Origin of the sequence: Streptomyces filamentosus, assembly GCF_014654895.1 — a bacterium.
Taxonomy (GTDB): Bacteria; Actinomycetota; Actinomycetes; order Streptomycetales; family Streptomycetaceae; genus Streptomyces; species Streptomyces filamentosus.
In genome coordinates, this window is the sequence record NZ_BNBE01000002.1 from 1 (window position 1) to 20,530 (window position 20,530).

General features: G+C 71.2%; 23 protein-coding genes, 1 pseudogene and 1 CRISPR repeat array. Of the genes and pseudogenes, 5 read left to right on the forward strand and 19 right to left on the reverse strand.

Going from position 1 to position 20,530, the window contains the following annotated elements; all coding sequences use genetic code 11:
- Positions 1–183 (forward strand): hypothetical protein (locus tag IE326_RS40700; protein WP_229915489.1); only part of this gene is annotated, 183 nt, incomplete at its 5' end.
- Between the two features lie 192 nt (positions 184–375).
- Here the strand turns inward: IE326_RS40700 and IE326_RS41870 are convergent.
- The 3 genes from IE326_RS41870 to IE326_RS18890 all read right to left on the reverse strand — a co-directional run bounded on the left by IE326_RS41870 (position 376) and on the right by IE326_RS18890 (position 2,425).
- On the reverse strand, positions 376–597 hold the full coding sequence (locus IE326_RS41870) for a peptidoglycan-binding domain-containing protein (RefSeq protein ID WP_373310276.1): 222 nt from the start codon (positions 595–597) through the stop codon (positions 376–378).
- Positions 594–743, reverse strand: a complete 150-nt coding sequence (locus IE326_RS40705) for a hypothetical protein (RefSeq protein ID WP_229915490.1) — start codon at positions 741–743, stop codon at positions 594–596. The genes IE326_RS41870 and IE326_RS40705 overlap by 4 nt, the downstream gene beginning before the upstream one ends.
- A gap of 626 nt (positions 744–1,369) precedes the next feature.
- Complete coding sequence (locus IE326_RS18890; RefSeq protein WP_190042296.1) at positions 1,370–2,425, reverse strand: peptidoglycan-binding protein; 1,056 nt, start codon at positions 2,423–2,425, stop codon at positions 1,370–1,372.
- Positions 2,426–2,662: 237 nt separating this feature from the next.
- On the opposite strand from IE326_RS18890, the gene IE326_RS42080 reads away from it, so the two are divergent.
- Entirely contained in the window at positions 2,663–4,474 is a 1,812-nt protein-coding gene (locus tag IE326_RS42080; RefSeq protein WP_506417384.1) for a peptidoglycan-binding protein, read from the forward strand.
- A 661-nt stretch (positions 4,475–5,135) separates the two neighbouring features.
- Here the strand turns inward: IE326_RS42080 and IE326_RS18900 are convergent.
- The 4 genes from IE326_RS18900 to IE326_RS18915 all read right to left on the reverse strand — a co-directional run bounded on the left by IE326_RS18900 (position 5,136) and on the right by IE326_RS18915 (position 7,892).
- Positions 5,136–5,354 (reverse strand): hypothetical protein, encoded by a 219-nt coding sequence (locus IE326_RS18900; RefSeq protein WP_190042298.1) that lies wholly within the window; start codon positions 5,352–5,354, stop codon positions 5,136–5,138.
- Positions 5,355–5,645: 291 nt separating this feature from the next.
- Positions 5,646–6,164, reverse strand: coding sequence for a HEAT repeat domain-containing protein (locus tag IE326_RS18905; RefSeq protein ID WP_190042299.1), 519 nt, complete (start codon positions 6,162–6,164; stop codon positions 5,646–5,648).
- 609 nt (positions 6,165–6,773) lie between these two features.
- Entirely contained in the window at positions 6,774–7,265 is a 492-nt protein-coding gene (locus tag IE326_RS18910) for a hypothetical protein (RefSeq protein WP_190042300.1), read from the reverse strand.
- A gap of 372 nt (positions 7,266–7,637) precedes the next feature.
- Complete coding sequence (locus IE326_RS18915) at positions 7,638–7,892, reverse strand: hypothetical protein (RefSeq protein ID WP_190043535.1); 255 nt, start codon at positions 7,890–7,892, stop codon at positions 7,638–7,640.
- Positions 7,893–8,128: 236 nt separating this feature from the next.
- Here IE326_RS18915 and IE326_RS18925 point away from each other — a divergent pair, with 236 nt between their 5' ends.
- Complete coding sequence (locus tag IE326_RS18925) at positions 8,129–8,560, forward strand: DUF4259 domain-containing protein (RefSeq protein ID WP_190042301.1); 432 nt, start codon at positions 8,129–8,131, stop codon at positions 8,558–8,560.
- Between the two features lie 37 nt (positions 8,561–8,597).
- Here IE326_RS18925 and IE326_RS18930 read toward each other — a convergent pair.
- The 8 genes and pseudogenes from IE326_RS18930 to IE326_RS18965 form a co-directional block, all read right to left on the reverse strand.
- Positions 8,598–9,329: pseudogene (locus IE326_RS18930) on the reverse strand (bifunctional DNA primase/polymerase); the annotation flags it as partial.
- Between the two features lie 635 nt (positions 9,330–9,964).
- Complete coding sequence (locus IE326_RS18935; protein WP_229915491.1) at positions 9,965–10,696, reverse strand: HNH endonuclease family protein; 732 nt, start codon at positions 10,694–10,696, stop codon at positions 9,965–9,967.
- Between the two features lie 169 nt (positions 10,697–10,865).
- Positions 10,866–11,207: a hypothetical protein gene (locus tag IE326_RS18940; protein WP_190042303.1), complete on the reverse strand. Its 342-nt coding sequence runs from the start codon at positions 11,205–11,207 to the stop codon at positions 10,866–10,868.
- Complete coding sequence (locus IE326_RS18945; protein ID WP_190042304.1) at positions 11,204–11,590, reverse strand: hypothetical protein; 387 nt, start codon at positions 11,588–11,590, stop codon at positions 11,204–11,206. Before IE326_RS18945 ends, IE326_RS18940 begins: the two co-directional genes overlap by 4 nt.
- Positions 11,591–11,706: 116 nt before the next feature.
- A complete protein-coding gene (locus IE326_RS18950) occupies positions 11,707–12,066 on the reverse strand; it encodes a MazG nucleotide pyrophosphohydrolase domain-containing protein (protein ID WP_190042305.1) in 360 nt (119 codons plus the stop codon).
- An 86-nt stretch (positions 12,067–12,152) separates the two neighbouring features.
- Complete coding sequence (locus IE326_RS18955; protein ID WP_190042306.1) at positions 12,153–13,562, reverse strand: RNA-guided endonuclease InsQ/TnpB family protein; 1,410 nt, start codon at positions 13,560–13,562, stop codon at positions 12,153–12,155.
- A 379-nt stretch (positions 13,563–13,941) separates the two neighbouring features.
- Positions 13,942–14,406: a CRISPR direct-repeat array (repeat unit 29 nt; unit sequence CCGGGGTCCTCGCGCGCAGGGACGGTCCC).
- Between the two features lie 204 nt (positions 14,407–14,610).
- Positions 14,611–14,829, reverse strand: coding sequence for a hypothetical protein (locus IE326_RS18960; protein ID WP_190042307.1), 219 nt, complete (start codon positions 14,827–14,829; stop codon positions 14,611–14,613).
- On the reverse strand, positions 14,826–15,377 hold the full coding sequence (locus tag IE326_RS18965) for a DUF6415 family natural product biosynthesis protein (RefSeq protein WP_190042308.1): 552 nt from the start codon (positions 15,375–15,377) through the stop codon (positions 14,826–14,828). The genes IE326_RS18960 and IE326_RS18965 overlap by 4 nt, the downstream gene beginning before the upstream one ends.
- 91 nt (positions 15,378–15,468) lie before the next feature.
- On the opposite strand from IE326_RS18965, the gene IE326_RS18970 reads away from it, so the two are divergent.
- Positions 15,469–16,752: an NsdA family TPR-like regulatory protein gene (locus tag IE326_RS18970; protein ID WP_190042309.1), complete on the forward strand. Its 1,284-nt coding sequence runs from the start codon at positions 15,469–15,471 to the stop codon at positions 16,750–16,752.
- The gene (locus tag IE326_RS18975) at positions 16,749–17,288 is read left to right on the forward strand and encodes a GNAT family N-acetyltransferase (RefSeq protein ID WP_190042310.1); all 540 of its coding nucleotides are present in this window, start codon (positions 16,749–16,751) and stop codon (positions 17,286–17,288) included. The genes IE326_RS18970 and IE326_RS18975 overlap by 4 nt, the downstream gene beginning before the upstream one ends.
- An 86-nt stretch (positions 17,289–17,374) precedes the next feature.
- Here IE326_RS18975 and IE326_RS18980 read toward each other — a convergent pair whose 3' ends face one another.
- The 4 genes from IE326_RS18980 to IE326_RS18995 all read right to left on the reverse strand — a co-directional run bounded on the left by IE326_RS18980 (position 17,375) and on the right by IE326_RS18995 (position 20,512).
- Positions 17,375–17,602: a hypothetical protein gene (locus IE326_RS18980; protein WP_190042311.1), complete on the reverse strand. Its 228-nt coding sequence runs from the start codon at positions 17,600–17,602 to the stop codon at positions 17,375–17,377.
- 340 nt (positions 17,603–17,942) lie between these two features.
- Positions 17,943–19,700, reverse strand: a complete 1,758-nt coding sequence (locus IE326_RS18985) for an FtsK/SpoIIIE domain-containing protein (protein WP_190042312.1) — start codon at positions 19,698–19,700, stop codon at positions 17,943–17,945.
- A 200-nt stretch (positions 19,701–19,900) separates the two neighbouring features.
- Positions 19,901–20,269 (reverse strand): fic family toxin-antitoxin system, toxin component, encoded by a 369-nt coding sequence (locus IE326_RS18990; RefSeq protein ID WP_190042313.1) that lies wholly within the window; start codon positions 20,267–20,269, stop codon positions 19,901–19,903.
- A 15-nt stretch (positions 20,270–20,284) separates the two neighbouring features.
- Positions 20,285–20,512 (reverse strand): hypothetical protein, encoded by a 228-nt coding sequence (locus tag IE326_RS18995; RefSeq protein ID WP_190042314.1) that lies wholly within the window; start codon positions 20,510–20,512, stop codon positions 20,285–20,287.
- Positions 20,513–20,530 lie beyond the last annotated feature (18 nt).

The window sequence follows — 20,530 nt, forward strand, 5'->3', positions numbered from 1 at the left end:
GTCGTCGCGCGCGGGGGTGTCCTTGCACTGGCCTCCGGTGCGGTCATCTCGCTGTGGATGAACAGCTCGGTGCGCTTGACCGCTTGTGGCCGGCTTGGGCTTGCAGGTCTTGTCGGCGAGCTGGATGGCGTAGCCCTGATGACGGAGCCGTTCCAGGTCGTGGAGTGGGTGGTGATCGGGTAGGTGCCGTGGGCAGCCATCCGCGGCCTTGGCGCATTCGTCGGTGCTGCCCAGGCCGGAGCCGGCGCGGTAGCTGTCGATCTCCTTGCGTCGCGCAGGAGGATGAGCGGGAGTTGGTGGGGTGGCGTTCTTCTTGAAGCGAGGGAGTAGCCGGGGGGCGGCTTGGTGCCGGGGGTGGTGGCCGAGGGCCGGTGATCAGGGCGGTCCAGGTCTTGGGGGCGGCGAGCCGTCGTTCTTGAGACCGGCCCGGGTCTGGAAGGCGCGGACTGCGTTGTAGGTCTTGGTGCCGTAGATGCCGTCGGGGTGGAGGCGAGCTGGACCTGGACGGCCTTGACCGCGGGGCGCGGGCTGCCGGTGCGCAGGGTGAGGGCGGTCAGCTTGGCCCAGTCTTCGGCCGACAGTCCCGTCGGCCTTCAGGCCGGCGCGCTTCGAACTTCGCGACCGCGGCCGCGCGTGTTCCTGCCGAAGACCTTGTCGGTCTTCACCGTGTGACCGTGGGCGGCGAGCAGGTGCTGGACGGTCAGGACGTCGTTGCCCCTGGCGCCGGTCTTCAGCACGGCCACGCGGCGCTTCAGGGGGTCGCGTGGAGCCGGTGCGGGCCGTCGGCTTCGTCGAGGCGTTGGCCTGGTCGCCGGTGGCGTTCACGGCGCGAGCGCGCCGCGGCGAGAAGGACGCCGCGAGGGCCTGGAGCAGAGGTTCCTGGTGTTCTTGCGCATGGGGTGTGTCCTCATCGTGTGGTGGGGGCCTGGCCGCGGCTGCGGAGGCGGGGCGGGCCGCAGGCTGGGCGGCGCCGTGAGGTGAAGAGTTCGCGGGCCGGCGTTCCTCGGAAGCCCGGCTCGCGTTCCGCGCGTTCCGGCCGTTCCGTGTGCTGGTGGCGTGTGCGCAGGCCGTTGAGCGCTGGTGAAACGGCGATCAGCGGGAACAGTCGGTACGCGGCGCAGAAGCGAGGCCGCGTGCGTCCGGATGAGAGGCGGGCGGCAGCCAGATCCTGGCTGGCACCTGCGGACCGGGGACGGCGAACGCGCGCGCCACCGGCGGGCCGGGGCGGCGGACGGCGGACGGCGGACGGCGGACGGCGGACGGCGGACGGCGGACGGCGGACGGCGGACGGCGGACGGCGGACGGCGGGAAACGCCGACCGCCCCCGGCAGGTGCTGCCGGGGGCGGTCGGGGCGGGGGTGGGGTGGGGTCAGTTGACGTAGAGGGTCAGGTTGTTGGGCCAGCGGGCCTGGTCGAGGCGCTTGAAGAGGTCCTTGATGTCGGTGGGGGTGAGCTTGATGCAGCCGAGGGACTTGTAGTCGTTGGTGTTCTCCCAGCGGTCGGCGTCGTCGCGACCCGGGTTGTCCTTGCCCTGGGTGCCGTAGCGGGTCATCTCGCTGTGGATGAACAGGCCGGTCCGCGTGACGCGCTTCTGCTTGGTGCCGGCCTTCGGGCGGCAGGGCTTGCTGGGGAGCTGGATGGCGTAGCCGTCGATGGCGTCGGCGTCGCGGTTGGTGAAGTGCGCCTGGACCCGGTAGGTGCCGCTGGGCAGCCAGCCGGCGTCCGAGGCGCACTCGTCCTTGTTCTTGCCGGAGCCGGCGCGCCAGGACTTGAGGGTCTTGCCGTCGCGGACGAGGGAGAGCTTGGAGTAGCTGGGGTGCTTCCAGTTCTTCTTGAAGTGCAGGGAGTAGCCGCGGGGGGCGGGCTTGGCGGAGGAGCCGGTGACCAGGGCGTCCCACGTCCTGGTGTCGACGGTGCCGGTGCCGGCCAGGTTCTTCCTGGTCTGGAACTTCGCGACGGCGGTGGTGGTGTTCGGGCCGTAGATGCCGTCGGGGTGGATGCCGAGCTGGACCTGGACGGCCCTGACCGCGGGACCGCGGCTACCGGTGCGCAGGGTGAGGGCGGTCAGCTTGACCCAGGTCTTCGGCCCGACCGTTCCGTCGGCCTTCAGGCCGGCGCGCTTCTGGAACTTCGCGACCGCGGCCGCGGTGTTCCTGCCGTAGGCGCCGTCGGCCTTCACCGCGTGTCCGCGGGCGGCGAGCAGGTACTGGACGGTCCTCACGTCCGTACCGCGGGAGCCGGTCTTCAGCACCGGCCACACGCCCCGGAAGCCTCCCGGTGCGCCGGGAGTGCCGTAGGCGCCGCCGCGCGGCTGGGCAGAGGCGTTGGCTTCATCCCCGCCGGCGTTGACCGCGCCGAGCGCGCCGCCGGCGAGCAGGACGCCGGCGAGGGCCTGGAGGAGGAGGTTCCTGACGTTCTTGCGCATCTTCATCCCTCGATCGCGTGACCCACGTTCCCGCTGGTGCGGGGCGGCGTGGGAGCGGTGTCGCCACCCTGGAGGGCGGCGCTGACGAGGTGAAGGTTCAAGGGCCCGGCGTTCCATCGGTAGCCTGATCCACTGTTCCAGTCGTTCCGTGTGTTCCAGCCGTTCCGTTTGGCCGTTGAGCTGCGGAAACAAGGGAAATTGGAACGCCGGTTTCCATGATCGTGTCGAGGGGGACGCGTGCAGTCCGAGGACGAGGGGCGCCGAAACGGGAATCTCCCGGAGGTCGAGGCCCTACGGGCCGAGCTGGTACGGATCAAGGAAAAGAAGAAGCTCTCCCTGGACGCGCTCGCCCATGACAGCGAGATCTCTCGGTCGACCTGGAACCGGGTGCTGAAGGGCGAGTCGTTCCCACCCCGCAAGGACATCGAACGCCTCAGCAGGCGGCCCTCGGTGAAGGCACCGCACCTGGTGGGGTTGTGGGAGGCCGCCGACGCGGCCATCAAGCAGGCCAAGGCCGCCGGCGCCGCGCCGGGCGGCGGGTCTGCGAGTGCGGATGATGCCGGTGCGGTCTTTGCGGCAGCGTCCGGTGCGGCCCCTGCCGGGGGCACGCCGGACCATGTCCCCGCTCCCGTTTCCGCGGAGGAGGCCGGGAGCGCGACCGGCGCCGGGGATCAGGCCGAGGCGCAGGCCACCTCCCTGGCACTCCAGGAAGCGTCCTCCGCGGACGCGCTCCCGGCCACGGGCACAGGCGCGGACGCGGGCACGAACGCGGGCACGAACGCGGGCACAGGCATGGGCGCGGATGCGGACGGGGACGGTGGGGTGCCGGGGACGGCCGGCGGCGTCCGGGTGGGCACTCCGGCCGGGGCGGACACCGTCCCGGCACCGGCGGGCAACCCCGCCAAGACCGGAGGTGAAGCCGGGGCCGGGGGCGCCGGGCCGAGCGGTACGGCTCCCAGGGGCGAGGCACCCGAGCCCGCCGGGCGGGTCCTCCCGGCAGCCGCCGGGGTGGCCGCGGCCGGGGGAGCGGCCGGGTCTGCGCCGGCCGCTGCGGACGCGAGTACGAAGACCGGCTCTGGCAGGCCGGCGCCGGGCGCCTCCTCGCCGGGCTCAGCCGCGGACACCACAGCGGCTGCCGGACAGGCCGCGGCGGATGGGGAACGGAAAACGACCGGGCCCGGTCCGGACGCGGCCGGCACCGAACTCGGAGTCGTCCGACCGATCCCAGCACCGGCATCGGCGCCGGCCGTGAAGACCGGCCGGGCGGCCAAGCTGCTGATCGCCCTCCTCGCGCTCACGGTGGTGCTCCTCATCGGCCGCTGGGCCGCCATGCCCGACGGCGACACGAACAACACCGCGACGCCCGGTGCGCAGGGCGAGACCCTGCCCACCGACACCGGGAACACCGGCGAGAACAGCGAGAGCAGCGGGAACCCGGACACCGGGAACACCGGCGAGAACAGCACCGGCGAGAACACGGAAGACGAAAACGCCGGCGGCAGCACAAAGAGCGGCGGACAAGACGCTCCGGAAGGAGACGGCCCGGCAGCAGGAGGAAGCGACAACAAGCCGCAGGACGCCTCCGACAGCCCCCTCGGCGACGACTCCCCCGCACCCGACACCCCGGCCGGCGGCGGCAAGACCACCCCCCGGCCCGGCCCCGCACCCCAGGACGAGAACCCCGCCACCACCCCACCGGCCGCCACCACCCCGCCGGCGGAAACCCGGACAACCGCTCCGGCACCCACCACCCCGGCCCCGACCACAGCCGCCCCGCTCGGCGAGGAAGGGCGCACCGCGTGCGCCCACTACCGGCCCAACCGCCGCGTCATCCTCGCCGAGGGCATGGTCGGCACCAACGTCGCCCAGGTCCAGTGCCTCCTCAACCACAACTACGGCTACTCCCTGGACGAAGACGGCGTCTTCGGCCCCGCGACCACCGCCGGCGTGAAAGCGATCCAGCGCTGCTCCGGCATCACCGCCGACGGCAAAGTCGGACCCGACACCTGGAAATACCTCGACTACCCCAAACCCGCCTGCACCCCCTGACCCGGGCGGGCCAGCAGCGTCTTCTCGGGCCGCCCAGAGACGTACAGGCGCCCCGGACGCCGATGGGGCGACCGGGGCGCCTGTCAGGACGAGCCCCCGGAAGCCGAGAAACGCACACGGCAGCGGGGCATTCTCGAATCTGAGAATGCCCCGCTGCCGTGTACGGACGACCCGGCGGTACTGCCCCCCGGGGGGGGTGTGCCATGGGCACCAGGCCTCACCCGCACACGCCATACCGGCACGGGCTGCACCCGACCCCACCGGCGGCCGGGCGTAGGGCCGAGAGGGGCGGCGGGTGCGGTACCGGGATCCGCAGGACCGTCCCCGAGCGGGCGCGGAGGACAAGCTGGGCGACGACGGCGAGGAAGACCAGGCGCAGGGCCGGGCCGCCGAGGAGACCGGGCCGGGACCCCGGTTACCGGTTACCGGTTACGGGTTACGGGTTACCGGTTACGGGTTACCGGTTCGGTACTGCCCGGACACCGCCCTGAACAGCACGGACCGGCGCTCCCGGCGGCCTGTAACCGGTAACCGGCAACCGCGGTGGCGGGCGGTTGGGGGCTGGGGGGTGGGACGGCCCGGCGGTACTGCCCCCGGGGGGTGTGCCCTGGGCGCCGGGCCTCACCCGCGCACGCCATATCGGCACGGGCTGCGCCCGACCCTACCCGGGCGTGGCGGGGGCGGTGCCGGGGTCGGCGGGCCCGTCCCCGAGCGGGCTGCGGCCGGCGCGCGGCGCGGGCGGGGTGGTGGTGTCGGGGGTGGCGGTCCACTCTCCCGCGGCAGCGAGGCCGGCGGCCGTGCGCGCCCACGGGTCGCGCACGGGGCGGTCGGGGACGTCGGGACCGGGACCGAGAGGACGACGGTGCGGTGCGGTGCTCACCCCGCACAGTCTCCCCCGCCCCTGACGGGACGCCGGCACTTCCTGGTGACTGGGCTGGCTTTGTACACAAGAACGGAAGTCGCCTGTCGACGGCTTCGGGAGTCACCGCGTGGGCCGGTTCCTTGATCAATGTCGATGAGTTTGGGAGTCACTCCCGGCCCGGCGGGTGGTTTGTGCGACACCCCGTGAGTGGTTGAGGTACGGGAAATCCTGGCGAGATTGATCTTGGTCGGAACGGCTGGCCAAGGAAACGCGGCCGGGCGTTCTGGGTGAGCGGCTACGACTCCGCGGTCAGAGTTCGCCGCGGCGTGCGAGCTGCTTCAGCGCATTCTCACGGATGATCTCGTTCTCGTCGTCGCGCAGGGCTTCGAGGGATTCCTGGGCCTCCGGGCCGGGAATGGCGCCGAGAGCCCAGATCGCCTTCACCGCGAGCGCCCGGTTCTCGTCCCACTCCAGGTGCTCGGGAACCCAGTGGGTCGCCAGGGCCAGCGTCGGCACCGTACGGGGCGAGCGGAGGCGGCCCAGCATCCTGACGATGTCCTCGTGGTCCCTGTGCCAGTCGGCGGGGAACAACTCGGTCAACGGCTCCAGGAACTCCTCGACCGAGGCGCCGGCGGCGGCATGGAGGATCAGCGCCATCTCGACGTCGTCGGCGTCCTGGCGCTCCATGGCGTCCCGGAGCAGCCTCAGCGCCAGGGCCTCGCCGTCGGACTCGCCGAAGTGGGCGAGCACCTCGTCGAGCGTGCGCGTCGGACCATTACCCAGTCCGACCGCCAGGCCCATGATCAGTTCCTGCTCCTCGGGGGTCATCGCTTGACCACCTCCCATGCGTTGAACGCCCTTTGACCGGACCCTAACAAGATCATTCCCGGCGGGTGCCTCCCGGACTCGTGAACATCGGCCTGACCGCCAGCAGAGCGCCTTCTGAACCCATCGACAAACGACTCCCGTTCTCGGGCTCTGGCGCAACTTCCGTGCAGTCGGGCAGATCCTCGGTCTCCGGGGCCGGCAGCTTCGGGGAACCGGCAGGTCGACGGAGAGCCCAGAGGCAGGAACGAGTCCAGCCGGCGTGGTTTCACGGAAGTTGTGCCAGAGCCCGTTCTCGCGAACAGAGCTACCGGGCCACCGCCCCGTACCGCCGGCGCCCGCCGCCCGCCCGCCGGGAGAAGGGGGAGAGAAGGACCTCTTCTGGTATCCAGAAGAGGTGTCGGCGCGGGAATCGACTGACCCACAGGCCCTGACCAGCCCGAACACGGGGGGTGGCTGAAGGGGTCCGCAACCGGTGACGCAACCTATGGCGCAACTGGTGGCGCAACCTACTGCGCAACCGGTGACGCAACCGGTGACGCAACCTCGGCGGTGTCGGCGTACAGGTGAACGTACCCAGTCAGGCACAGACGAACGTGCCCGGCTGGGCCGTCAGGCGATCCGCCGGGGAGGTAGTCCCTCTTGGGCGCGCCAATGGTCGGCGTCGTGTGGATCGGCCAGCCAGCCGGTCAGACGTTCAGCGCCAGCACGGAATGCATCGGGCAACGAAGTCGTCTCGCCGACCGCGAGCCTGAGGGCGTCGACGTCATGCGTGGCGTGATCGGTCTCGCACCAGCAAGCCACGTTCACCGCCGCGTCAACCACAAGCTGGCCCGGGCCGGTCCTCACCACCTGCAACAAGAACTCCAGCTGGTCACCCCCAGCAGCGTGCTCGATCACCACCAACCCAAGGACGATCGGCGTCCCGGGCTGCGAGTCTGCGAAGGCAGCATGCTCCAGTACCCACTCCCAATCCGCCGTGGTTCTGCCTGCACGAGCCGCATCGACCGTGCTGGCTGTCTGGTTCAAGGAGTCCACATCCGCGGGCGTCAGGAAAGGAAAGAGCGCGGCCAGAGGGACGTCGTCGAAGGCACCTCGCATCATGAGGTGATCATCCCTGTCCCCAGCTCATGCCACTGCTCTCCCGCGAAGAAGACCCACGGCTGAATGGCTGTCCACCTGGGCACGTTCATCCGTACCTGGGTGCGTACTCCGACGTGGACGCCGACACGCGGGACCCCGGGCTGTTCACGAGAACGGGAGGCACCCGCCTGCGCTTCGCGCCCCGGACAGGCAGCACGAAGCAGGGGCGGACCGGCCGGGGGTGGGGGGAGGAGTGACCCAAAGACTGACCCTCGCAGGTCACAGCGGTGCGGGTCACGGCTTGGTGAGTGCGGTGGTAAGCACGGTGGTAAGCGCGACCAAGATCATTTTTGCCCAATTGTGCAAACGGCCCGCTTCCCTTGCGGGGCTTGGTCAGGGGGCGACGTTGACGACCTGGACCTCGACCACGCGGACGGTGAACGGGGTCTCGCGGGTCTCGGTGAGGGTGCCCGAGTCACCGAGGACCGGCACCTCCCACCCGACCGTCCAGGCCGAGGTGCCCTTCCCCTTGCCGACGTCGGAGACGCGCGTGTAGCGGTGCCCGCAGTCCGGGGACATGCTCTTGCCCCGGTCGTGGGTGTAGGGGGTGCCGGGGCCCGCGCAGGTGACGGTGGTGCCGTCACCCATCTCCCAACTCTCGCAGGCGGCATCGACCGGGACCGCGACGCCGTCATCGCCGGCCTGACCCTGCCCTGGAACTCCGGAGTCGTTGAGGGGCACGGCAACCGGATCAAAATGCTCAAGCGTCAGATGTTCGGCCGCGCAGGCTTCAGCCTCCTGCGCAAACGGGTCCTGCTCGCCCCGTAGTCGTGTTGTCAGTACCTGATGCGAGGATCCGGGCGACCATACGCAAGGAGATCAGCATGGGCACCTGGGATACCGGCCCCTTCGACAACGACACAGCCGCGGACTTCGCCAACGCGCTCGACGAAGCCGAGCCCGAGGCGCGTGAAGCCCTGATCCGAGGCGTCCTCGTCCGGACGATCGACGCCACCGGCTACCTCGCGGAAGCGGACGAAGCTGTGGCCGCCGCCGCTTTGATCGCAGCGCAATGCCCGGGAGGCGAACCTGTCGACATGTCCTACGGACCGGAAACACCGATGCCCGCGTTCCCTTCCGACCTTCGGGTACTCGCCGACGAAGCCCTCGCCCGCATCGTCGACGACGAGGATGGGCCAGCCTCAAACTGGGTCGACCCGGAGGACTGGAAGCAATGGCGAGCCATACTGACGCGCCTTCGTGCAGTGCTTGCCCCGCCACCCCCGTCCATTGCTCTCTTCGACGTCCAGCCGTAACGGAGCGTCACTCAGCACGAAAGCTGAGCCAGAACCGTTCCTGGGCGAGCCAGGCCGGGAGCGGCGCGGGGGTCCGTACGGTGCCGAGGGGGGTGTAGGTGCCGGCGTCGGTTGTGGTACCGGGCGCGATGATGTAGCCGCCGTCGGCCCGGACGTCGACCTGCCAGGCCAGGGCGCGGGTGGTGCTGGAGCCGGAGGAGCACTGCCAGTTGCGGAAGTCGGGGCGGCGGTACCAGACGTGCAGGCCGCCGGAAGGGGTGCGGACCCGCAGGGTGGTGGTGTCGTCGGCCGGACTGGGTTGGTCACGGAGTGCGGCAAGAACGGCCAGCGTGTGGAAGCCCGTGGTCATCGCAGACACGTCGATGTCCTCGGCGATGTCGATACCGGGCAGGAGCCGGTTGCGTGCCGGCGGCGGTGCGGGGTGGGCGTCGATGTCGATGACCACGAGATTCGCCGGCCCGCAGGCCACGCCCACACCCATCTGCGGCCTGGTCCCCCACCATTCCTGGATGCGGGTGCTGTCCAGGGTGGCGGCATGGAAGCCGTGACACCATCGGCCTGCTGTTCGGCACGAGCATGTCTTGCGGTCGTGGCAGGGGTCACGGCAGGCGGGACAGTTGGCGGCGGGGGTCTTCCTGCCCGGCGCAAGGGGGTGAACCGGCCAGCCATGGCTAGCGCACCAGCGAGCCAGGGCCAGCGGACTGAGCGAGACCGCTGGAGCGGCAGTGCTGGTTGAGTCGCTGGAGAAAACCCGCAGGTCAGCAGGCATTCGATCTCCCAATAGCGACTGAAGCGACTCAACGACGGAGACAGACTAGCGAAAACGTTTGTTCGGGTGGACAACCTTCCCGTCTGGGCGCGCCGCTTCCCGGCCCCCGACCAGCGACCGAGCGACTGACACAAGCGACTCGCCTGCTGAGGGACGCTCTCGGCCGCTCCCATAAACCCGCAGGTCAGGAGCATCGTCCAGGACTAATCAGCGACTGAAGCGACTCAAGACTCCTATATATGACACGCACACGCGCGATCTGCAGCGCCGATATGTAGGACTTCAGTCGCTTCAGTCGCTACCCACAACACTGGCAGGCTTCTGACCTGTGCTTTTGCTCCAGCGACTGAAGGTTTCCAGGGTCACTGGGCTTCAGTCGCTCCTCGCTCCAAGGCCGTCACTTCAGAGACCAGAGCGATTGAAGCGACTGAAGCTTCGCCACGCCCCCGGAGGATTTGCGGAGGCGCGGGCCTCTTCTGCCGGGACTGGGAGTGTTGCGCGTAGCGGCCCGGGGAGAACCTGTGGTCCTCTCGTGGCCGTCGGGTCACCGAACCGTCCGCGAGCAAGCGAACCGCTGCGCGCCGGGTGTGGGTCGCCCCGGGCGCAGCGGCTGCCGGGCGGTTCGGGTCTGGGGGTTACGTGGCGGGGGTGTAGTGGACGATCGTGGTCTCGCACGCCTCCGCGTATACCTTCAGCGCGTCCGCCTCGGCCTGGTCGGCGGACAGGCCCCAGCGCAGTTTCGTGGCCGTCCACTCGCCCACGTACCGGCAGTGCGCGTCCGGGAGCGGCGGCATCCACTCGGCCGGGTCCTTGTCGGCCTTCGCCCGGTTGGTGCGCGCGGTGACCGCGACCAGCGAGGTGGCGGCGTCCTGGTCGTTGGCGTACGCCTCCCGGCGCTGCGCGTCCCACTCGCTCGCGCCGGAGTCCCAGGATTCGGCCAGGGGCACCATGTGGTCGATGTCGAGCTTGGCGGGGTCGTTGACCTCGGCCGCGTCGTAGTAGCTGATCCACAGGCCACCGGAGAGCTTGCAGCCGGCGGCGACCGAGGGGGCTTCGATAGCTTCGTCGAGCAGGACCTCGGCGCGGGTGTTGCAGCCGTCTCCCAGGTCGAGGCCGGCGTTCCAGTGTTTGAACTTGTCGCGGGTGTAGCCGGTGCGGGACTCGTCGGCGATCGGGAGCTGGTCGACGGCGTCGGCCAGCGGCAGCACCGCCGCGGCCGCGCGGACGCCGGCGGGGGCGGGCACGGGGAGCGTACGGGCGGTGAGGGCGCCGGTGGCTTCAGGGGCGGCGACAGCCGCGGAGGGAACGGTGAGAGGGGTGAGGGCGAGGAGGAGCGCGGCTGACCCGCGCAGCATGTTCTTGATCACGGGTACCGACGCTGCTGGACCTGCAGCTGCCGGCGGGCGGGAACACGGGGTTCGCTCCGGCGTCCGGGGGACGGATTCACCGCCGAAACGATTCTGGGAACCTGCTGGTTGACGCCTTACCGGCCCGGCTCGTGAGGGCGCGGGCGGAGTCGCCCGGCAGGAAGACCGGTCAGAGGAAGGCGCGGTGGTGCTGAGTGGGCGGATGGCCGGCCGGGAGGACGCAGGCGCCCGGGGCCCGGCCAGGACCCCGGGCGGCCCAGTCACCGCAGAATGCGGTGCTGGTGTTGTCGGACCAGCGGTAGTCGAGCGCGAGGTGGTGGTGAGGCCCGGCGTGGCAGAGGTCCAGATCGCAGGACCACGGCTCCCAGTCCTCCAGACTCCGCGAGGCCTGCTCCAGGGCGGGGCACAGATGCCCGTGGTCCTGGCGGCGGAAGCGCAGCGCGGTCCCGCAACCGGACACGTGCTCCGGGGTCGGCAGCGCGGCGTACCCGGCCCGGGCCAGCGTCTTCACGCAGGTGGCGGTGATCCGCTCGTCCTCATGGGCGAGACGGGCCAAGCCCCCGACGCCCAGTCGGCGTGGGCGCGGACGAAGGTGACCGCGTCCGGGCCGTCCTCGCCGAGCGTCGCGCAGATCGCCGTGTCCAGCAGCTGGCGGACGAAGTCGCCTTCAGCCAGCGGGGTGTAACCCGACTTGACGGCCGGGCGCCGGTAGGAGACCTCGGGGGCGTGGAGGGCGGACAGACGGATCGTCCTGGGCCGGCCCAGGGTGACGGCATCGACCACCGCCAGGCCGCCGTCCTCACTCCGGCCGGTCACACGGACGACCGCACGGCTGCCCGGGCGCAGTGCAGCAAGAAGTTGGCCCGGCTTCGGTACCGCGACGGTGGTGGTCATGCCCCTCATCCTGCCGCAGCGTCCCTCGTTCGGGAGGTTTCCGGAGCATGCCTCGGTGCCGGGCGGCTTCGGGACCAGCAGTGTGCCTGGCCTCCTTCCTGCGCGGGTGACCGCCCTCAGGAGCTGCCCGGACCGGGCAGTTCCTCGTTCTCACCGGGGAGTTTGGCGGTGATCGTCTGTTCCAGCTCCGTCATGGTGCGCGCGAACGCCTCTTCCAGGTCGATCTCGTACAGGCGGGCCAGGACGAGCACGGACCACAGGCAGTCGGCGAGCTCGTGCTCCAGGGCGGCTTTTCCCCCGCGCATCGTCCGGGCGCCTTCCGCGCCCATGACGAGTTTCGCGAGGTCGCCGACGTCGCCCATGAACCCGAGCATGAACTCCTCCCGGGTCCAGGTCCGACCGCGCTCGTGCAGGTTCATCCGGTCGTAGAGCGCGTGGATGCGCATCGCCTGCCGGCTCAGTTCGTCAAGACTCACGGTGCCCCCTGCCTTTGCTGCCCGGGATGTCCGGCCCGGCCGATCCTTCCAGCACCGGGCGGTGCGCGACCCGCCGGTGAACGGGATCAGGGAACGTCGGTTGTCCCTTCGGGACGCTCCTGGGCAGGGTGGGAGTGTTGTGCCCGGGCTTTGATGTTGATGGCGGCGCCGATGTCGGCGTGGGTGGCGTGGCCGCAGCGGGTGCAGGTGAACAGGTCACGGGTACGCCGGCTCTTGGCGTCGACGTGTCCGCAACGGTTGCAGGTCTGCGAGGTGTAGGCCGGGTCGACGACGGTGACCGTGGTCCCGTACAGAAGGGCCTTGTACTCGATCTGCCGGCGGATCTCGCCGAAGCCGACATCGAGGATGGCCCGGTTCAAGCCCGCCTTCGCCTTCACGTTGCGGCCGGGGCTCTGCGCGGTGCCGCGGGCGGAGGCGGTCATGTTCTTCACCCGCAGGTCCTCCAGGGCCACGTGCTCGTACTGGGTCACGATCCGCTTGGTCAGCAGATGCTGCGTGGAGGAGCGGCGCGCGGCCACCAGCGCGTGCAGGCGGGCCACCTGGTCCCGCGCCTCCTTCCATCCGCTCGACTGTTCATCGGCCCGCAGACCGCGGACGTGCCGGCGGGCCATGCGCCGCTGCCACTTGCGCAGCTGCCGCCGGGCGTTGTCCAGCAGCCGCGGGTTCTCGAACAGCTGGAGTCCGGTCCCGTTGATCAGCAGGGGGTCGGAGGTGGCGGCGAACACCTTCACGCCCAGGTCCACCCCCACCGTTCCCGCCCCGCGCTGCCGGCGGGTCGGCCGCGGCGGCGGACCGGCCGGAACGCGGACGTTGAAGGCCACGAACCACCGGTGCCCCTCGCGGGCGACCGTCACCGACTTCGTCTCCCCGCCCTCGGCCAGCAGTCTGGCCAGGCGGCGCGCGGGACGGTGCAGCCTCACGGTGAACGCCGGCTGCCCGCCGCGCTCACCGCCGATCCGCACATGCCGCAGATCCTCTTCGACCAGCCGGATACTGAACATCCGGAACGAGTCCCGGCACCGGCCCCGGCGCTTGAACCGCGGGAACCCGACCGGCCCACCCTTCCGGCGCGCCGAGCTCTTCCAGTTCGCGAAGGCGGCGTCCGCGTCCCGGAACGCCTGCTGGCACACGATCGCGTTCACGCCCTTCCACCACGGATACAGCAGCCGCGGCTCCTGCCCGGGCAACAGGGGCCCGGGCAGCGGCTCGTCACGCTTCGCGAGGAAGATCTTCTGGATGTCGAACTGCCCGGGGATCCGCACCTTCGGCGCGTTCCTCGCGGCCTCCGCCGGCGTCTGTCCCTGGGCGACAAGCCGGTCACGCCCCTGGCTCCACGTCTGCTGCGCGCCGCGCTTGAGACCGAGGGCGTAGTTGAAGCTGCACCGGGAGGCATCGGCGTAGCGCTGCAGGATCACTACCTGAGCAGGGGTGGGGTCCAGGGCCTCTTTGACCACGATCGTGACTGTTTCGCTCATGCGTGCACTCTCGCAGGCACCACTGACAAACAGAGCATAAGGGTGAATGCATACTCAAATGCCAAGCTTTGACGCTGCGAGAAACTACAGTCAGGGCTGTCCCTCCCCACAGGAGAGGGAATCGTCCCCCGGACGGGGGAGTAGAGCGCCCGTGGACTGCACCAGCCGCAAGGCAAGGGCAGGAGACACCCGGCCGCCCACGGCGAACGGGGAAGAAGCGGGCAGGACAGTTGGGCAACCAACTGCCCGGCGCGGCCGGGTAACCGAGCCGCCCGTCCCAACGCACCCGAGAAAAACACGCGGAATACGGCTTTTGCCGGAAACCCCAAAAGTGGTCGCCCACACGCACTCCCTGGAAGAAACACCCAGGTCAACAAGTCCGGGGTCCTCGCGCGCAGGGACGGTCCCATGCGCACGCGCTTGTTCTTCTGGAGGTTCGCCCGGGGTCCTCGCGCGCAGGGACGGTCCCGTCCTTCGCCCATCGGCTGGCGTGCCATCCGCCCGGGGTCCTCGCGCGCAGGGACGGTCCCTCTCTCGTGTCCCAGACCGACACCCCCACCGACCGGGGTCCTCGCGCGCAGGGACGGTCCCCGGACGTGCTCGATACGATCCGACACAGGATCCCGGGGTCCTCGCGCGCAGGGACGGTCCCACCGCCATGCACACCGCCGGCCTCGCCATCGGCCGGGGTCCTCGCGCGCAGGGACGGTCCCCCGGACGTGGGCGACGTCGTCGACGCGTGGCTGACGCAGCCTCGGGGTCCTCGCGCGCAGGGACGGTCCCCTTCCTCCGGAGCTGTGCCCGCCCGACCAGGTCCGGGGTCCTCGCGCGCAGGGACGGTTCCACCAGCGGCCGGCGGTTGTCGGCGCAGAACGGACCGAGAGGCCCGATCGGGACCTGCGGCGCGGCTTCGGTCGGGGGTGAAGACTCTAGGACGCTTACACGAGCACGAGGAGCAGGAGGGTGAGGGCGGCGGCCAGCGTCCAGGTCTGCCACCAGGTCCACCAGGGCGGGGGACACCGGCGTCGCCTTCGGCGGCGATGGGCGCTCATGGGGCGGGGCGGGTGGTGGGGGAGATCGGGGCGGGGTTGGCGAGGGCTGAAATCTCGGTGGTCCACTCCGTGCCGCCGCCAACTGGTAGCAGCCACGCTCGCAGGCCAGGGGCGTCGCCTTCGGGGGCGATGGCGCGCAGGATGCCTCGGCGGCCGGTGGTGGTGTCCTCGACGTCGCGGCCGAGCCAGCGGTGATGACGGTGCAGCAGGGTCATGGGGTCTCGTCTCCCGCGGGGTGCGGGCCGCTTGGGTCTGCGGGGTGGAGGCTGTCGAGTTCCGTGTGGAGGTCGGCGACGAGCTGGGCGCGGGCCAGGGCGGGGTCCAGGGTGCCGGTGGGGCTGAGGGCCGGGGTGGCGAGCAGGGTGGCGGCGTTTGCGCACAGTGCTCTGGCCCGTTGCCTGGCCGGGGCGGTGGGGAGCAGGGCGGCGGTGGTGCGGTGGAGTTCGTCGATGAGGAGGCGGGCGTATCCGGCGAGGGTCAGCGCGGCTTGGTCGATGTCCGCCTGCGGGGGCGGTGTGCCGCCCCCGTGCTTCCAGCTCAGGACCTTGGCGGCCAGGTGTTCGTGGGGGGGGCGCGGTCGAGCGGGAGGCGGGTGTCGAGGGTGCCGGTCGGGTCGTAGACGGTGCGGGCGCGCGGCGCCGTGCCGCGTGCCGGGGTGCGGCCGGCTGGCTGTTGCTGGGTGTCGGGCACGGGGTGGCCTCCCCTGGGGCGGGCGGTTGATGTCCTGCTTCCAGACAACCGTGCAGGCCGGTGTGGGGTGCATAGCGAAGTCACGGAACCTGTCCGCCTGTTCCCTAGCGACTTGACCTTTTGTTGACCCTCGGTGGGGTGCCTTCAGGTCCTACGGTGAGGGGATGGCACGGGCACGGAACGAGGCGTTCGTCGGATGGATGGAGCGCGAAGGGTGGTCGGCCCCGGCGCTCGCGAAGGAGCTGGACGCGGTCGTGCGGCGGCTGACGCAGCGGGCCGGTCCGGGACGGGAGCTGTCGGAGATCACGGTCCACAAGTGGCGTTCCGGGGAGACGTCCTGGCCGCAGGAGAAGTACCGGATCGCGCTGGAGCAGGTCAGCGGGCTGCCGGTCGGCGTCTTAGGGTTCGCAGCGCCCGACCGCCGCAAGAACCGTGCACCCGTGGAGGATCCCGTGCGCCGTCGTTCCTTCGCCGTGCTGGCGGCCGGGGCTGCGGGTGCAGCCGTGCTCGGCCCGCCGGCATCCGCCGTGGCGGGGGCGGGCGGGGGTGATGTGCTGCGGCTGCGGCAGCAGCTCGACACCCTGATGGCGCTGGACGACTCCCGAGGCGGTCACGACGCCCTGGAGCGGGCCGCGCTCGCCGGCGCGCGGGAGGCGGTCGCGCTCCAGGAGAAGCCGGCCACCCAGCGCACCCGGCAGCGGCTGTTCTCCCTCGCGGCCGACTACACCGCGACCGCGGCCTGGTCGTGCGTGGACGCCCGCGCCAGCGCCCGCGCCCAGCCGCTGCACGAGCGGGCCCTGCAACTGGCCGGGCTGGCCCAGGACCCGGTCGCCACCATGCGGGTGTGGAACTCGGTGGCGATCCTGGCCCACCAGCGCGGCGCGTATGCGGAGGCCCTCGCGGCCGGGCAGGCCGCCCGGAACACGGGCGCGGCCCGGCGCGATCCGCTGTTCGCGAGCCTCGCGCACGCACGGACCGCCATCGCCCACGCACACCTCGGTGACCACCGGCCCGCCCTGCGGGCCCTCGAATCCGCGCAGAAGACACTCGCCCAGGCCGACCCCGGGCGCCCGCGGCCGAGCTGGGTCGCGTTCTACGGGCAGGCCGAGCTCCACGCGATCACCTCGATCGTCCACGACCGCCTGGGGCACTCCCCCGCCGCCGAAGCCGCCTCCCACCACGCGCTCGCGGCCCTGCCCGAGGAGTTCGCCCGCAACCGGGCCTTCGCCACCGCCCGCCTCGCGCTCGCCCAGCTCCACCAGGGCGACGTCGACCAAGCGGCCGCCACCACCGCCGGCGTCTTCCCCCTCCTCGGCGGCGCCGCGCTCCCGGGCCGGCTGCGGACCCTGCTCGGCGACTTCTACCGCGGCCTGATCGCCACCGCCCCCGACGCAGCCGTCACCCGCCAGTGGGCCGACCGCTACCGCACCGAATGGAGCCGCACATGACCCCCACCCTCACCCGCCACGGACACACCGACCTGCCCGCGATCCGCCAGATACTCCTCGACATCCACGCCGACGCCTACGCCGCCGAGAGGGACGACCCCTTCCACCAGACCGAGAAGTTCGCCTGGTTCGTCGACCACTGGGGCGCACGGCCCTCCTTCGACTGCGTCATCGCCCACGACGACGGCCATCCCGCCGGCTTCGCCTACGGCGCCACCGCCGCCCTCGGCCGCGAGACCTGGCGCGGCCACCTCTCCCCCGCCCCCGTCCCGAACGGCACCTTCGCCCTGTCCGAGCTCATGGTCCGCCCCGCCTGGCGCAAGACCGGACTCGCCCAGCGCCTCCACGACACCCTCCTCGACGCCCGGCCCGAACCCCTGGCCACCCTCCTCGTCGACACCACCCACCCCCGCGTCCAGGCCCTCTACGAAACCTGGGGCTACCGCAAGATCGGCGAACGCCGCCCCTTCCCCGACTCCCCGCTGTATGCCGTCATGCTCCGCGGCCTGCCGCCCGCAGCAGAGGAAGAGGCGTAGGCCCCGGACGACAGGAGTCCGGGGCCTACGGGGAAGGTGTGGTTCTCCGGGAGCCGTGCGGGAAGGGCCGGCTACCGGTCAGGGGGCTACTTCTTGGGGTGGAACATCGGGGCCGCGAGCAGCGCGGCCAGGGCCGCCGCCAGGTCGTACATCCCGGCGGCCACGGCCGCCGCGAACAGCAGCAGGATAATGGTGGCGGGGAGGTTCTCGACCGGGATCGCGACCGGGAGACCGGGCAGCGGCCGACGCGGCGTGGAAGCCGGGAAGGTTCCGGGGCTGGCGAACGTTCGGGTAATGTCGAAGACGGACGTCATCGAAGGGGTGCCTCTCTTCTCAGGGGTTGGACCACCTCGAAGACGTCACGACGGAGAGCCCCGCGGCCAGCTTCCTAGGGCATGGGCCAGCGGGGCCTCTCCGGCATCGCTGCTTCGAGGCGTGACGACCACATTAGCGGATCATCGACGTCCCGTCGGACCGGGGACCACTAAATGTAGTCGCCAAGGCGCGCTAACCCACTAGATGTTGTGTCGATGCTCCTAGGTCTTGTGGTCCTCCAGATTTTTGGTTACACCGCGTAGCAGCTGGGCCGTCTCTCCCCACCCCCGCACACGCATGCGGGGCGGGCAGTTCCGTCCGCCTGCGCACCCACCCGGCTTACCGGTTTCGGGCCCATCGGTGGAGGTCGCCGCGGCGGTAGAGGTACTCCTGACCATTCCGGCCGGCCACGTCGGGGAACTCGGGGTCGTTGATCCGGGCCCACCGCAGACCCGCGAGGCTCACCCCCTCCAGCTCACGCTGGGCAACCCGCAGCCCGATCAGCTCCTCCTCCCCCGGCACCGGCACAACGGCCGTCAGCGCCTCGCCCGCCGCAAGGCCGGCCGGAACAACCGGAGAAGGGTCACCCGGCGCCGCAGCAGGGGCGGGGGTTTTGCGGAGGGTGAGCGGCTGGTGCTGGCCGGGGACGCCGGCCATGGCCCATGCGCGGGCTTCGGCTTCGGAGAGGTTGAGGACCTGGGTCTCGCGGGCGGTGCCGCCGAGGACGACCTGGACGCGGCCGGGGTGCCGGGTGGGTTTCGGGGCGGGGGTGACCTCGGGGACGAGCATCTTCCAGGCGTTCATCGTGTAGCGCACCAGGATGCGGGTGGAGAAGTTCTCGCGCATCTCGGGACCGCCGAGGGCGCGGGCGGTGGCGGACTGGGCGACGAGCAGGACGTGGAGGCGTACCTGACGGCCCATGAAGAGGATCTCGGCGAGCGCGTCGATCGCGGGGGAGGTCTTCGGGTCGTCGCTGGTGCGGTTCTTCTCCCAGTAGCGGCGCAGTTGGGCCATGGTCGCGTTGATCTCTTCGAGGAGGATCACGTTGCGGGGGCCGACGAGGCTGGGGTCGCTCGCGAGGACGTCGTCGCCGAGCTCTTCGGCGAGGCGGATGCGGCGGTGGCCTTCGGCGCCGAGGGCGATGAGGGCGTCGTGGATGTCGGAGATGTCGCGGCAGTAGTGGACGCCGGGGATGCCGCGGGCCCAGGTGTGGGAGATCCGCTTGAAGTCGAGGATGTGGGCCTGGGCGCCGTTGTGGAGGAACTGGCAGGCGATGGTGCGCAGGATGGTGGACTTGCCGCCGCCGGTGCCGGCGGAGATCAGGACGTGGGGGGATTCGTGGTCGAGGTCGACCGACACCTTCTTCTTTCCCGCGCCCAGGCCGATCAGCGGCGCGGACTCCGGGACGGAGGCGAGCAGGTCGCGCACGCCGTGGTCGTCGAGGCCGAGGGAGGCCGGGGGGCGGTCCTTCTTCTTCACGATCAGGTGCGGGTCGCGGCCGGCCAGGCGCCAGGAGAAGGAGGCGTTCTGCAGGGCGAGTTTCTGCATGACGAGCTCGGCGACCTGGTCGTGGTTGAACTTCAGGTGCAGGGGCAGGTCGATACGGATCTCGGCGTCGTCGTCGGAGAAGTCGACCGGCACGTGCAGGTAGGAGGCCGGGTCGGTGTGCTCGGAGACCCCGAGCGGGTCGGCGAGCGCCTGATGCAGCGGCTCGACCCACTCCTCCAGCAACTCACGCCGCTCCCTCCCCTTGACCCTGTAGACCACCCCGCCCGCGGCCGTGGCGAGCATCGCGGCCGGGGCGCCGTAGGTGAGGGTCTGGGTGACCCCGGCGGGGTGGGTGAGGTAGGCGTACGCGCTGCCGGCGGCCGCGGCCAGGGCGGCGGTACGGACAGTGAGCCGGTGCCAGCCCGCCCGGTACGACGAACGGCGGACCGGGACGTCGAGGTTCTTCGCGATGACCCGGCGGCCCGGGCGCAGGAAAGTCGCGTCGGTGCGGCGGATCCCGTCGAGGTCCTCACCGACGAAGAACCGGCCGGCCATCGTGGCGAGGTTGTCGAGGGCCTCGTCGAGACCACGAGAAGACGGGGAGGGCATCAGCAGCTCCACGGAAGGGGTAGGCGGCGTGCGTGCGCCTCACCCTTCGCCACCGACCTCACCACCACGCTTACCACCAGTGCGCCGGCCGCATCACAGCCTCACAACACCTCGTGGTGAGTGGGGTGGTAAGCGGCGCTCTCTGCGGTCTACGGCGTGCCGTCAGCAGGTGAACCGGCTGCTGAGCCGTCTGGGCGGGGTCAGGGACGCGTCTTCAGCGTGGCGGCGATCTGCCGGACGTCGATGGTGCCGGCGCGAACCTGGTCGACGAGATTGATGGCGTCCTGGCTGCTGAGGGTGAGCGCGTGGCCGGAGGCGTGGAGGTAGCCGGTGGCGACGGCCAGGGCGAACAGCTCGTTGGAGTGCTCCAGAGCGGGGACGCGGACGAGCTGGTGGAGGAGGGCCGCGGCGCGGTGGTGGGGGCGGTCGTAGACGGGGGTGTCCATGACGCGGAAGGCGTGGCGGGCGCGGGCGGCTTCGAGGGCGCCCCAGTCGGTGATCTCCGGGTCGCCGGGGATCTCGTTGTGGGCGATGTCGAGGAGCCAGGTCAGGTCGACCTGAAGGATCACGTGCGGGTCTCCGGGTCAGGCGGCTTCGGTGCCGCCGGCAGCGGGACGGCCGTAGCGGGCGGCGAAGGCGTCGGCGTGCTCGGCGACGGCCAGGCGGGCGCCGTCGAGGAAGCGGGCCCGGGTGAGATCGGCGTGCAGGACCTGGCCCGCGTAGTCCTCGGCGGCCACGTGCTTGGCGGCGGCTGCGTGCTGGAGCGCTTCGTACGCCTCGTCGCTGATCTCGATGCGGAGTTCCCGTGCCATGACGACCACGGTAGCGGG

Coding starts and splice junctions, on each gene's coding strand:
- IE326_RS18970 (WP_190042309.1), top strand. CDS start 15,469: ATGGCACGGGCACGGAACGAGGCGTTCGTCGGATGGATGGAGCGCGAA.
- IE326_RS18955 (WP_190042306.1), bottom strand. CDS start 13,562: ATGAGCGAAACAGTCACGATCGTGGTCAAAGAGGCCCTGGACCCCACC.
- IE326_RS18910 (WP_190042300.1), bottom strand. CDS start 7,265: ATGATGCGAGGTGCCTTCGACGACGTCCCTCTGGCCGCGCTCTTTCCT.
- IE326_RS18915 (WP_190043535.1), bottom strand. CDS start 7,892: ATGGGTGACGGCACCACCGTCACCTGCGCGGGCCCCGGCACCCCCTAC.
- IE326_RS18995 (WP_190042314.1), bottom strand. CDS start 20,512: ATGGCACGGGAACTCCGCATCGAGATCAGCGACGAGGCGTACGAAGCG.
- IE326_RS18890 (WP_190042296.1), bottom strand. CDS start 2,425: ATGCGCAAGAACGTCAGGAACCTCCTCCTCCAGGCCCTCGCCGGCGTC.
- IE326_RS18985 (WP_190042312.1), bottom strand. CDS start 19,700: ATGCCCTCCCCGTCTTCTCGTGGTCTCGACGAGGCCCTCGACAACCTC.
- IE326_RS18980 (WP_190042311.1), bottom strand. CDS start 17,602: ATGACGTCCGTCTTCGACATTACCCGAACGTTCGCCAGCCCCGGAACC.
- IE326_RS18945 (WP_190042304.1), bottom strand. CDS start 11,590: ATGACCACCACCGTCGCGGTACCGAAGCCGGGCCAACTTCTTGCTGCA.
- IE326_RS18925 (WP_190042301.1), top strand. CDS start 8,129: ATGGGCACCTGGGATACCGGCCCCTTCGACAACGACACAGCCGCGGAC.
- IE326_RS18905 (WP_190042299.1), bottom strand. CDS start 6,164: ATGACCCCCGAGGAGCAGGAACTGATCATGGGCCTGGCGGTCGGACTG.
- IE326_RS18960 (WP_190042307.1), bottom strand. CDS start 14,829: ATGACCCTGCTGCACCGTCATCACCGCTGGCTCGGCCGCGACGTCGAG.
- IE326_RS18965 (WP_190042308.1), bottom strand. CDS start 15,377: ATGCACCCCACACCGGCCTGCACGGTTGTCTGGAAGCAGGACATCAAC.
- IE326_RS18975 (WP_190042310.1), top strand. CDS start 16,749: ATGACCCCCACCCTCACCCGCCACGGACACACCGACCTGCCCGCGATC.